The 12,071-nt window shown below is 72.8% G+C and carries 14 protein-coding genes; all 14 read left to right on the plus strand.

Going from position 1 to position 12,071, the window contains the following annotated elements:
- Positions 1-80 precede the first annotated feature (80 nt).
- The 14 genes from ABD733_RS08690 to hemL all read left to right on the plus strand — a co-directional run bounded on the left by ABD733_RS08690 (position 81) and on the right by hemL (position 12,066).
- Positions 81-602 carry a GNAT family N-acetyltransferase gene (locus tag ABD733_RS08690; RefSeq protein ID WP_344795073.1) on the plus strand — a complete coding sequence of 174 codons (522 nt, stop codon included), beginning with the start codon at positions 81-83 and terminating at the stop codon, positions 600-602.
- A gap of 34 nt (positions 603-636) precedes the next feature.
- Positions 637-1,686, plus strand: coding sequence for an NADP-dependent oxidoreductase (locus ABD733_RS08695; protein WP_344795075.1), 1,050 nt, complete (start codon positions 637-639; stop codon positions 1,684-1,686).
- Positions 1,687-1,777: 91 nt separating this feature from the next.
- A complete protein-coding gene (hemE, locus tag ABD733_RS08700) occupies positions 1,778-2,851 on the plus strand; it encodes a uroporphyrinogen decarboxylase (protein ID WP_425552871.1) in 1,074 nt (357 codons plus the stop codon).
- Entirely contained in the window at positions 2,848-4,182 is a 1,335-nt protein-coding gene (locus ABD733_RS08705) for a protoporphyrinogen/coproporphyrinogen oxidase (RefSeq protein WP_344795079.1), read from the plus strand. Before hemE ends, ABD733_RS08705 begins: the two co-directional genes overlap by 4 nt.
- Positions 4,183-4,245: 63 nt before the next feature.
- Positions 4,246-4,512 (plus strand): hypothetical protein, encoded by a 267-nt coding sequence (locus ABD733_RS08710; RefSeq protein ID WP_344795081.1) that lies wholly within the window; start codon positions 4,246-4,248, stop codon positions 4,510-4,512.
- Between the two features lie 46 nt (positions 4,513-4,558).
- On the plus strand, positions 4,559-5,011 hold the full coding sequence (locus ABD733_RS08715) for a phage holin family protein (protein WP_344795082.1): 453 nt from the start codon (positions 4,559-4,561) through the stop codon (positions 5,009-5,011).
- Positions 5,011-5,238 carry a DUF3618 domain-containing protein gene (locus ABD733_RS08720; RefSeq protein WP_344795084.1) on the plus strand — a complete coding sequence of 76 codons (228 nt, stop codon included), beginning with the start codon at positions 5,011-5,013 and terminating at the stop codon, positions 5,236-5,238. The genes ABD733_RS08715 and ABD733_RS08720 overlap by 1 nt, the downstream gene beginning before the upstream one ends.
- A 12-nt stretch (positions 5,239-5,250) precedes the next feature.
- Complete coding sequence (locus tag ABD733_RS08725; protein WP_344795085.1) at positions 5,251-5,820, plus strand: YbhB/YbcL family Raf kinase inhibitor-like protein; 570 nt, start codon at positions 5,251-5,253, stop codon at positions 5,818-5,820.
- Between the two features lie 85 nt (positions 5,821-5,905).
- Positions 5,906-6,634, plus strand: a complete 729-nt coding sequence (gene hemQ / locus ABD733_RS08730; protein ID WP_344795086.1) for a hydrogen peroxide-dependent heme synthase — start codon at positions 5,906-5,908, stop codon at positions 6,632-6,634.
- Complete coding sequence (locus tag ABD733_RS08735; protein ID WP_344795088.1) at positions 6,631-7,833, plus strand: ferrochelatase; 1,203 nt, start codon at positions 6,631-6,633, stop codon at positions 7,831-7,833. The genes hemQ and ABD733_RS08735 overlap by 4 nt, the downstream gene beginning before the upstream one ends.
- Positions 7,834-7,885: 52 nt before the next feature.
- Positions 7,886-8,836: a hydroxymethylbilane synthase gene (hemC, locus tag ABD733_RS08740; protein ID WP_344795090.1), complete on the plus strand. Its 951-nt coding sequence runs from the start codon at positions 7,886-7,888 to the stop codon at positions 8,834-8,836.
- Complete coding sequence (locus ABD733_RS08745; RefSeq protein WP_344795092.1) at positions 8,833-9,672, plus strand: uroporphyrinogen-III synthase; 840 nt, start codon at positions 8,833-8,835, stop codon at positions 9,670-9,672. Before hemC ends, ABD733_RS08745 begins: the two co-directional genes overlap by 4 nt.
- Positions 9,672-10,685: a porphobilinogen synthase gene (hemB, locus tag ABD733_RS08750; RefSeq protein ID WP_344795094.1), complete on the plus strand. Its 1,014-nt coding sequence runs from the start codon at positions 9,672-9,674 to the stop codon at positions 10,683-10,685. Before ABD733_RS08745 ends, hemB begins: the two co-directional genes overlap by 1 nt.
- Positions 10,686-10,716: 31 nt before the next feature.
- On the plus strand, positions 10,717-12,066 hold the full coding sequence (gene hemL / locus ABD733_RS08755) for a glutamate-1-semialdehyde 2,1-aminomutase (protein WP_344795095.1): 1,350 nt from the start codon (positions 10,717-10,719) through the stop codon (positions 12,064-12,066).
- The last annotated feature ends 5 nt before the right edge of the window (positions 12,067-12,071 follow it).

Raw genomic sequence — 12,071 nt, forward strand, 5'->3', positions numbered from 1 at the left:
GGTAACTCGCGCTCGAAAGCGGCTCCATGGCCGCCTCTCAGCATCGAGAGACCAGACGACCCCGCGGCTAGGGTCGGAGCGTGCTCCTCTTCCGACCCGCCACCCTCGCCGACACGTCCGCCCTCGTCGACCTCGTGCAGTCCGCCTACCGCGGCGACGCGAGCCGCGCCGGCTGGACCACCGAGGCCGACCTCCTCGACGGACCGCGGATCGACGCGGAGCTCCTGGCCGTCGACCTCGCGAATCCGGACGGCGCGGTGCTCGTGGGCGAGGAGGACGGCGTGATCCTGGCCTGCTGCAATCTCGTGCGCAGAAGCGACACCACCGGCTACTTCGGCATGTTCGCGGTCTCGCCCCTCCGCCAGGGCGCCGGGCTCGGCAAGGAAGTCCTCGCCGAGGCGGAGCGCGTCGCCCGCGACGACTGGGACCTGAGCGCCCTCGAGATGACCGTCCTCGAGCAGCGTCCCGAGCTCATCGCGTTCTACGAGCGCCGTGGCTACGAGCGGACGGGCGGGTTCGCGCCGTTCCCGTACGGCGAGGACCGCGTCGGCCTGCCGCGCCGCGACGACCTCCGGATGGTCGTCCTCCGCAAGCGCCTCTGATCCTGCGCTCGGCTCCGTTCCCTAGGGTGCAGGCATGAGCAACGACACGCCCTCGGGCGACAGCACCAGCACGAGCACCACCACCACCAGCAGCCAGTGGCACCTCGTGGCCCGCCCGCACGGCGAGCCCGTCCCGTCCGACGTCGCGCTGCGCACCGTCGACCTCCCGCCGCTCGGTGAGGGCGAGGTGCGGGTCGCCAACGAGTTCCTCTCGGTCGACCCCTACATGCGCGGCCGCATGAACGACGTGCCCTCGTACGTCCCGCCGTTCCGACTCGACGAGCCGATGACCGGCGGCGCCGTCGGCCGCGTGGTCGAGTCGCGCTCGAGCGACCTCCCCGTGGGCACCGCGGTCAGCCACAACGACGGCTGGCGCGACGTGGCGCAGGGCCCGGCGAAGGCGTTCTCGCGCGTCGAGGAGCTGCCCGGCGTCTCGCTCTCGGTGCACCTCGGCGCCCTCGGCCTGACCGGCCTCACCGCCTACACCGGCCTCACCCGCATCGCGGGCCTGAAGGAGGGCGACGTCGTCTTCGTCTCGGGCGCCGCGGGCGCCGTCGGCACGATGGTGGGCCAGATCGCCCGCCTCCGCGGGGCCTCCCGCGTGATCGGGAGCGCAGGATCGGCCGAGAAGGTCGCCCTCCTGACCTCGAAGTACGGTTTCGACGCGGCTTTCAACTACCGCGACGGCGACGTGCTCGGCCAGCTCCAGGCCGCCGCTCCCGACGGCATCGACGTCTACTTCGACAACGTCGGCGGCGACCACCTCTCGGCGGCGTTCGAGACCCTCAACCGCTTCGGGCGCATCGCCGTCTGCGGCGCGATCGGCGCCTACAACGCGACCGGAGCCGAGCAGGGCGTGACGGGGACGACGCGCATCGTCACCCGCAGCCTCCGCGTCGAGGGCTTCACGATGGGCGACCACTGGGACCTCGCGCCGGAGTTCGCGGCCGAGGTCGGCCCGGCGTTCGCCGACGGCCGCTTCGTCTTCGACGAGACCGTGGTCGACGGCCTCGACAACACCTTCGACGCGTTCGTCGGCCTGCTCCGCGGCCAGAACGTCGGGAAGATGGTCGTCCGCCTCTGAGCCGACCCGTCGAGCGCCCCGCGCCCGAGGTCTCTCGACCCGGAGCGCGGGGCGCTCGCCGCGCGGCTGGGCATCAGCCCGGGATGCGACAATGCCGGACGTGATCACGACCGCCCTGCCCGCCGACCACCCGCTCGCGACGGGTGCCACGTCGGCGTCGCCGCTGGTCCGGGCACTCCGAGGCGACCGGCCCGACCGGCTGCCGGTGTGGTTCATGCGCCAGGCGGGTCGCTCCCTGCCGGAGTACCGCGAGCTGCGGGTCGGCACGAAGATGCTCGACGCCTGCCTCGATCCCGCGCTCTCGAGCGAGATCACGCTGCAGCCGGTGCGCCGGCACGGCGTCGACGCGGGCATCTTCTTCAGCGACATCGTCGTGCCGATCAAGCTCGCCGGCGTCGCGGTCGACATCGTCCCGGGCCGCGGACCCGTCCTCGAGACGCCGATCCGGACGCCGGACGACGTCGCGAGGCTGGAGCCCCTCGATCCTGCGGCCCTCGCCCCTATCGCCGAGGGAGTCGCTCAGACGGTCGCCCAGCTCGGCGACACCCCCCTGATCGGTTTCGCGGGCGCCCCCTTCACGCTCGCGGCCTACCTCGTCGAGGGCGGGCCGTCGAAAGACCACCTCCGGGCGCGGGCGCTCATGCACTCCGACCCCGAGACCTGGGACGCCCTGCTCACCTGGGCGGCCGACGTCACGGGGGCGTTCCTCCGGGCGCAGATCCTCGCCGGGGCCAGCGCCGGGCAGCTGTTCGACTCCTGGGTCGGGTCGCTGTCGCTCCGCGACTACGTCGAGCGGGTCGCTCCTTACTCGGCGCGCGCCCTCTCCCACATCGACGACCTCGGCGTGCCCCGGATCCACTTCGGCGTCGGCAGCGGCGAGGTCCTCGCGGCCATGCGCGACGTCGGCACCGACGCGGTCGGCGTCGACTGGCGGATCCCGCTCGACGAGGCGTCGAGGCGCCTGGGCGGGCAGACGCCCGTGCAGGGGAACATCGATCCTGCGCTCCTCCTCGCCCCCTGGCCGGTGCTCGAGGCCCACGTCCGCGACGTGGTGGAGCGCGGCCGGGCCGCACCCGCGCACGTCCTCAACCTCGGCCACGGCGTGAACCCCGACACCGACCCCGCGGTCCTGACCCGGATCGTCGAGCTGGCGCACACGCTGTGAGCACCACCGGAGTCGACGCCGTCGTGATCGGCGGCGGGGTCGCCGGGCTGGTCGTCGCGCGCGACCTCGGCAAGGCGGGGCGCCGCGTGATCCTGCTCGAGGCCTCCGAGCGGCTGGGCGGCGAGGTCAGGCGGCACACCGTCGGCGGGATCGACCTCGACGCCGGCGCCGAGAGCTTCGCGACCCGCGGCGACACGGTCCAGATGCTGGCGACGCAGGTCGGCCTCGGGTCGGAGATCGTGCTGCCCGACCCGCGCGGGGCCTGGGTGATCGAGCCCGACGGACACGCGTTCCCGCTCCCGAAGACGGGCCTGCTGGGCATCCCGGGCACGGCCATGTCGCGCGACGTCATCGACGTCGTCGGGACCGCCGGTGCGCTGCGCGCCGAGCTCGACTCGCTCCTGCCGGGGCCTGTCGGCGCCAAGGAGCAGAAGCTGGGCCCGCTCGTCCGCCGCCGCATGGGACGCGCCGTGCTCGACAAGCTCGTCACCCCCGTGGTCCTCGGCGTCCACTCCGCGCACCCCGACGACCTCGACGTCGACCGGGTCGCCCCGGGGCTCCGCGCCGCGCTCCTCCACCAGAACTCCCTCGCGCGCGCCGTGACAGCCCTCCGCGAGAAGGCCTCGGCAGGATCAGCCGTGGCCGGGATCCGCGGCGGCATCGTGCGGCTCGTCGACGAGCTCGTGGCCGACCTCGAGACCTACGGGGTCGACGTGCGGCTCGGCGCCCGGGCCGCCTCCTACGACGCGGCATCCGTGACGCTGACGTCGGGCGAGCGCATCGCCGCCGACCACGTCGTCGTCGCCCTCGGCGGAGGCGACGCCGCGCGCCTCGACGGAGCCGCCGTCGCCCCCGACGCCGCCGGCCTGATCACGCTCGCCACCCTCGTCGTGCGCGAGCCCGCCCTCGACGCCGCGCCGCGCGGCACCGGGGTGCTCGTCGCCCCCGGAGCCACCGGCATCCGCGCCAAGGCCCTCACCCACGCGAGCATCAAGTGGCAGTGGATCGCCGAGCGCGCCGAGGGGCGCCACGTGCTGCGGCTCAGCTACAGCTCGCCCGCGCTCGACCGCAGCGCCACCGACACCGAGGTCCGTGATGCGGCGCTCGCCGACGCGTCGACGATCCTCGGGGTCCCGGTCGGTGCCGACCGGGTCGACGGCTTCGCGCGCGTCGAGTGGAACGCACCGTTCCGCGGCGCAGGATCCACCGGCAGCGAGGTCGTCCCGGGTGTCATCCGGGTCGGCGGCTCCATCTCCGGCCGGGGCCTCGCCGGGGTCGTCGCCGGCGCCAGACAGGCCGCCCTGGGCATCCTCTCCACGCCGGAGGCGTGACCTCGGCGGAACAGGCGGCCCGCCGCGGTCTAACCTAAGAACCACACCAACTCTGGAGGCTCCATGCAGGGCAAGCTGATCTTCGTCGCAGGCGCGGCCGTCGGGTACGTTCTCGGATCCCGGGCGGGCCACCAGCGCTACGAGCAGATCGCCGCCGGCGCCTCGAAGTTCTGGAACAGCCGGTCCGTGCAGAAGCAGGTCGTGAAGGTCGAGCAGGCCGCCGAGGCCGTTCTGCCCAAGGTCGTCACCGGTCTCTTTCACGTCGTCGTCTGGGCCGTGAAGAAGCTCTTCGGCATCCAGACGAAGCAGAGACCCGCGACCGGTCGCTGACCGTCCTCGCCCCGTCCCCGCCACCACCCGCCCTGAGAGGGAGCACATGACCGAGTCGACTCGAGCCGACAGCATCCACCACGCCAAGAAGTCGCGGTCGCTGTTCGGCCTCATCGCCGACATCCCGACCCTGGTCACCGACCTGGTCAAGGGAGAGATCGCGCTGCTCAAGCAGGAGCTCATCGCCAAGGCGAAGGTGTTCGGCCTCGGCGCCGGACTCATCGTCGGCGCGCTGCTGTTCCTGTTCCTGATGCTCCTGTGCCTCATCGGCGCCGGGATCGCGGCGCTGTCGCTCGTGATGCCCCTGTGGCTCGCCGCGCTGCTCGTCGCCGTCCTGTTCCTGCTCATCGCCGCGGGCCTCGGCCTCCTCGGCTACAGACAGATCAAGAAGGGGCTGCCGGTGCTGCCCAAGCAGACCATCGACAGCGTCAAGAGCGACATCAAGGCCGTCAAGGGCGTGGGCCGGATCCCGCGCTCCGACGTGGGAGGACGACGCTGATGAGCGACGCAGAAGAGATCCAGGCCGCCGTCGACCGCACCCGCGCCGACCTCGCAGCCACGCTGAACGAGCTCGAAGACAAGCTCAACATCCCGAAGCAGCTGGGCGTCAAAGCGCACCAGGCCAAGGCGAGCTACGCGCGCGACCCCAAGCCGTGGCTCATCGGGGCCGCGGTGGTCGTCGTCGCCATAGGCGGCATCGCGCTCATCGCCCTGCGCCGCCGCTAGCCGCCGGACGCCATGCCGACGGTGACACCCCTGTCGCTCCTGGGCGGAGCGCTCCGGTGGCGACGGGCCGGCGAGCGGTGGAGCGTCGCGAACACGCGGCAGCTGCAGGCGCCCGACACCATCCGGGTGACCAGCTCGTCCTTCGACGACGGCGGGGCGATCCCCGCGGCCCACGCCGGTGACGGCGTGGGGGGCAACGAGTCTCCCGCGCTCGGCTGGAGCGGCCTGCCCGAGGCGACCGCGCAGATCCTGCTGGTCATCGAAGACGTCGACGTGCCCCTGCCCAGGCCGCTGCTGCACACGATCGCGCTCGTCGACTCCAGCCTCGACGGCCTGCCCGAGGGCGGACTCGACCGCGAGAACCCGGCGATCCGCTTCGTCCCCGCGGCCTTCGGGCGGAGCGGCTACCAGGGCCCCAGGGCGCTCCCCGGCCACGGCACGCACCGGTACGGCTTCCACGTGCACGCGCTGGACCGCGCCGTGCCTCCGGACGTCTCGCTGGTCGACTTCGCCGAGCTGCTGCCCTGGGTCGACGGCCAGGTGCTCGCGCGCGGCTCCCTGGTCGGGACGCAGCGCCGCTGAGGCCGCCGCCCCTCCACGCCTGAGGGTCTCTCGAACCTGAGAGGGCCGGTTCGAACCTCGCAGGCGGACGGGGGATGATAGTGGCATGAATTCGAGCGCCGACGCGCACACGCAGGCAACTCCCGAGACCCCCGCTCCCGAGGGCTCCGGCGACACCCTGGGCTACACGCTCTGGGCCGTCCTCCGCCGAGACTCGTCCCACCCGTACGTGCCGGCCGACGGCGACGTCGCCGAGCTCGACGAGACCGTCGAGGCCCTGGCCTCGCGGGGCGTCACCGTCCGCGGCTTCTACGACATCAGCGGCTTCAAGGCCGACAGCGACCTCATGATCTGGCTGCACGGCGAGATCCCCGAGGACATCCAGTGGGGCTACCGCGAGCTCATCCGCACCTGCCTCCTCAAAGACTTGGTCCCGGCCTGGAACGCGATGGGCATGCACCGCGAGGCCGAGTTCTCCAAAGACCACAGCCCCGCGTTCATGCGCGGCAAGGAGCCCGAGACGTGGCTCACCGTGTACCCGTTCGTCCGGAGCTACGAGTGGTATCTCCTGCCCGACGAGGAGCGCCGCGCGATGCTCCGAGACCACGGCATGAAGGGCTCCGTCCACCGCCAGGTCCTGACCAACACCGTGGCCAGCTTCAGCCTGGGCGACTACGAATGGATCCTGGCGCTCGAGGCCCCCGAGCTGGTGCAGCTCGTCGACCTCATGCGCGACCTCCGCTACACCGAGGCCCGCCGTCACGTCCGAGAAGAGGTCCCGTTCTACACGGGCCGCCGCATCCCCACCACCGAGATCAGCGAGGTCCTGCGTTGAGCAACATCACGAACGGTCAGCTCGTCAAGGCGGCCACGCCCGCCGCCGCCGAGGGTCCCGAGTGGGTCTCCGAGCCCACCGCCTACGACGCCATCCTGCTCGCCGGCTTCGGCGGCCCGGAGGGTCAAGACGACGTCATCCCGTTCCTGCGCAACGTCACGCGCGGCCGGGGCATCCCCGAGGAGCGCCTCGAAGAGGTCGCCCACCACTACCGCCACTTCGGCGGCATCTCGCCGATCAACGAGCACAACCGCGAGCTGAAGGCGGCGCTCGAGCAGGAGCTCGCCCGTCGCGAGATCGACCTGCCGGTGCTGTGGGGCAACCGCAACTGGGATCCCTACCTCCCCGACGTCGTCCGCGAGGCGTCCGACCGCGGCTACACCAAGCTCATCGCCATCGCCACGAGCGCGTACAGCTCGTACTCGTCGTGCCGTCAGTACCGTGAGGACTTCGCGATGGCCCTCGACGAGACCGGCCTCGCCGACTCGATCCAGATCGACAAGGTCCGCCAGTTCTTCGACCACCCGGGCTTCGTCCAGCCCTTCATCGACGGCGTCCGCGACGCCCTCCTGAAGGCGCAGCGCGAGATCGACGGCCTCGACCTCGGCACCGAGGTCCAGGTCCTGTTCTCCACCCACTCGATCCCCTCGAGCGACGCTGCCAAGAGCGGGCCCGCCGCCCGCGGCTTCGACGACGAGGGCGCCTACGCGGCGCAGCACCGCGCCGTCGCCGAGGTCGTCATGGCCGCCGCGTCGGCAGCGCTCGAGCTCGACTCGACCACCACCGTCCCGTGGCAGCTCGTGTTCCAGTCGCGGTCCGGCCCGCCGTCCATGCCGTGGCTCGAGCCCGACATCAACGACGCGATCCACGCCCTCAAGGGCGGCCCGACGAAGGCCGTCGTGATCGTGCCGCTCGGCTTCGTGAGCGACCACATGGAGGTCATGTGGGACCTCGACAACGAGGCCCTCGAATCCTGCGAGGAGGAGGGCTTCTGGGCGACCAGGACGCCCACCCCCGGCATCGACCCCGTGTACGTCACCGGCCTGGTCGACCTCGTCCTCGAGCGTCGCGACGGCGTGCCCGCGGCCGACCGCCCGCACGTCACCGACCTCGGGCCCTGGTACGACGTCTGCCGTCCCGGCTGCTGCGAGAATGTCCGTCTGGGCTTCAAGCCCGCCGTGTCCGGCCTGGTGCCGTGACGACCACCGCTCCGACCGGCACCACGACGATCAGCACCGCAGAAAGCGCTCTATGACCGCACTCCGAATCGGCACCCGCGGCTCCGCTCTCGCGGTGGCCCAGTCGTCCCTGGTCCTCGACCGGCTCGCCACGGCGACCGGCCGCGAGGTCGAACTCGTCCAGGTGACGAGCGAGGGCGACACCTCGAAGGCCTCCCTGGCCACGATCGGGGGCACCGGGGTCTTTGCCAGCGCCCTCCGCTCCGCCCTCCTCGCCGACGAGTGCGACCTGCTCGTCCACTCGCTCAAAGACCTCCCGACCGCCGTGCACCCGGGCCTCACTCTCGGGGCGATCCCGGCTCGCGCGGACGCCCGCGACGCGCTGTGCGCGCGCGACGGCCTCACGCTCGACCAGCTTCCCGAAGGTGCGCGCGTCGGCACCGGCTCGCCGCGCCGCGTGGCCCAGTTGAAGGCGAGACGGCAGGATCTCGACGTGATCGACATCCGAGGGAACGTCGACTCGCGCCTCGCCCGCGTCGGCGACGACCTCGACGCCGTCCTGCTGTCCGCCGCCGGTCTCGCGCGGCTCGGGCGCCTCGACGCCGCCACCGAGCTCCTCGGCCTCGGCTTCTGGCCGAGCGCTCCCGGCCAGGGCGCCCTGGCGATCGAGGTGCGCGAGGGCGACCAGCCCGACGATCTCGCGAAGGGCCTCCGCGCCCTCGAGCACCGGGAGTCCCGGCTCCTCGTCACCGCCGAGCGCGAGGTCCTCGCCGGGCTCGAGGCCGGCTGCGCAGCTCCCATCGGTGCCACGGCCGTCGTCGACGCCGGGCTGCTCCTGCTCAGCGCGACCGTCTACCGCCCCGACGGCACCGCCCGCCTCACCTCGTCGCACGGGGTCACGCTCGAGCCGGGCTCGCTCCCGAATCAGCTGGCCGAGGTGCACGACGTCGCGGGCCGCGTCGTCGACGAGCTCCTCGCGAACGGGGCCGCCGACCTCGCGCCCGTCGGCGGCGGCGCCCAGTGACCGACCGGAGCCGTGCCGCGACGTCGGCCGCCGACAAGCCGCTCCGCGGCGTGCGGGTCCTCGTGCCGCGCGGGGGCAAGTGGGGCGACTCCGTCGCAGCGGCGCTCCGGTCGCACGGCGCCCAGCCCGTCATCGCGCCGCTCATCAACTTCGCCCCGACCGAGAACCCGCACGACCTCCGGGTGGCCCTGCTCCGTCTCGAGGCGGGCGACTACGACTGGCTCGTCGTCACCAGCGCCACGACCGTCGACGTCCTGATCGGCAACAGCATCCGGCCGGCGCCCACCACCCGCGTCGCCGCGGTCGGGGAGACCACGGCGGCCGCACTCGCGCTGGCCGGGATCCGGGTCGACTTCGTGCCCGAGAACGACAACTCGGCGCGCGGACTGGTCAAGGAGTGGCCGGCCGACCAGATCGTCGGCCGCGTGCTCGTGCCCCAGTCGGAGATCGCCGAGCCGACCCTCGTCGCCGGGCTCGCCGAGCGCGGGCTCGATGCCGAGTTCGTCGCCGCCTACCGCACCGTCGGCGTCCCCGTCGACCCCGAGATCAAGACCGCCGTCGCCGACGGCGGCATCTCCGTCGTCCTGATCACGTCGGGCAGCGTCGCCCGCCAGATCGCCGCCCAGCTCGCCCCTCTCCCCGAGGGCACGACCGTGGCCTGCATCGGGCCCCGGACCGCCTTCGACGCCAGGGCCGCCGGGCTCCCCGTCCACCTGATCGCCGAGACCCGCTCGGCCGCCGCCCTCGTCGACGCCGTCGTCGAGCACGCGGCCTCCTCGGGCGATCCCGCCCCGCAGCCGTCGTCCGGCGGCTCCCCGTCCACCGAGAGTCACTGATGTCCGTCTTCCCCCAGGTGCGTGGCCGTCGCCTCCGCACCACTCCCGCCCTCCGCCGCCTGGTCGCCGAGACGCGGCTCCACCCGGCCGATCTGATCCTGCCGGTGTTCGTCCGCGAGGGCATCTCCGAAGCACAGCCGATCGCCTCCATGCCGGGCGTCGTCCACCACTCCCTCGAGAGCCTGAAGCCCGCCCTGGCCGAGGCCGCCGAGGCCGGAATCGGCGGCGTGATGCTGTTCGGCGTGCCGCTCGACGAGAAGAAGGACGCCGCGGGCTCCGGTGCGACCGACCCCGACGGCATCCTGAACCGGGCCATCCGCGTCGCCGCCGACGAGGCCGGCGACGCGCTCGTCGTGCAGAGCGACCTCTGCCTCGACGAGTTCACCGACCACGGCCACTGCGGCGTGCTCGACGCCGACGGCGTGGTCGACAACGACGCGACCCTCGAGCGGTACCGCGACATGGCCGTCCTCCACGCCGAGGCCGGCTCCCAGATCATCGCCCCGAGCGGCATGATGGACGGCCAGGTCGCCGCCATCCGCGACGCGCTCGACGCGCACGGGCACCAGGATCGCGCGATCCTGGCCTACGCCGCCAAGTACGCGAGCGCCTTCTACGGTCCGTTCCGCGAGGCCGTGCAGTCGTCGCTGACCGGCGACCGGCGCACCTACCAGATGGACAACGGCAACCGCCGCGAGGGGCAGCGCGAGGTCGCCCTCGACCTCGAGGAGGGCGCCGACATCGTCATGGTCAAGCCCGCGATGAGCTATCTCGACGTGCTCGCCGACACCGCGGCCTCGAGCGACGTCCCGGTCTGGGCCTACCAGATCTCCGGCGAGTACTCGATGATCCACGCGGCCGCGCAGAACGGCTGGATCGACCTCGACGCAGCGAGCCTCGAGAGCGTCCTCGGCATCAAGCGGGCCGGCGCCGACGCGATCCTGACCTACTTCGCGGTCGACCTGGCGCAGCGCCTCACCGGTCGCGGCGACCCGTCGCGGTCGATCCGATGACCCCGCGCACCACCACGAGAGAGAACCGCCGATGAGCGCCGCACTGACCGCCAACGACCAGGCCTTCGCCCGCGCCAAGGCCTCGATCCCCGGCGGCGTCAACTCGCCGGTCCGCGCGTACGGCTCGGTCGGCGGCACGCCCCGCTTCCTGGTCGGCGCGAAGGGCGCCTACGTGACCGACGCCGAGGGGCGCGAGTACGTCGACCTCGTCGCGTCGTGGGGTCCGGCGATCCTCGGCCACGCGCATCCTGCGGTCGTCGACGCGGTGCAGTCCGCAGCCGCTCGCGGCCTCTCGTTCGGCGCCTCGACGCCGGGCGAGACCGAGCTGGCCGAGATCGTCCGCGAGCGGGTCGGCTTCGGCGAGCAGCGGCCGATCGGCAAGATCCGCATGGTCTCGACGGGCACGGAGGCGACGATGACCGCCATCCGCCTCGCCCGCGGCTACACCGGCCGCGACCTCCTCGTGAAGTTCGCCGGCCACTACCACGGTCACTCCGACTCGCTGCTGGCCGAAGCCGGCTCGGGCGTCGCCACGCTCGCGCTGCCGGGCTCGGCGGGCATCACCGCCGAGACGGCGGCGCAGACCCTCGTGCTGCCGTACAACGACCTCGACGCCGTTCGCCGCGCATTCGAGGAGCACTCCGAGCGCATCGCCGCCGTCATCGTCGAGGCCGCTGCCGCGAACATGGGCGTCCTCGCCCCCGACCGCGGCTTCAATCGCGCGCTGTCGTCGATCACGCGGCAGAACGGCGCTCTGCTCATCGTCGACGAGGTGCTCACCGGATTCCGGGTCGGGAGCGCCGGCTGGTGGGGCCTCGAGGCGTCGAACGTCGTGCCCGACGGCGCCGGCTGGGAGCCCGACCTGATCACCTTCGGCAAGGTCATCGGCGGCGGGATGCCCCTCGCGGCCCTCGGCGGCCGCGCCGAGATCATGGACTTCCTTGCGCCCCTCGGGCCGGTCTACCAGGCCGGGACGCTCAGCGGGAACCCCGTCGCCGTCGCGGCCGGCATCGCGACGTTGCGGCTCGCCGATGCCGCCGTCTACCGCCGGCTCGACGAGGTCGCCGACCTCCTCGCGCGCGAGACGTCGGCGGCCCTCTCTGCCGAGGGCGTCGCGCACACCGTGCAGCGGGCGGGCAACCTCTTCTCGTTCGCCTTCACCGAGACGCCGCCCCGCGACTACGACGACGTCCGCGCGCAGCAGACCTGGCGCTACCCGCCGTTCTTCCACGCCATGCTCGACGCCGGGGTCAACCTGCCGCCGTCGGTCTTCGAGGCCTGGTTCGTCACGGCGGCGCACGACGACCGCGCGCTGTCGCAGATCATCGGGGCCCTCCCCGGTGCAGCGCGAGCGGCTGCTGCCGCGGTGGAGCCGCGCTGATCCTG

Source organism: Frondihabitans peucedani (assembly GCF_039537585.1).
GTDB lineage: Bacteria > Actinomycetota > Actinomycetes > Actinomycetales > Microbacteriaceae > Frondihabitans > Frondihabitans peucedani.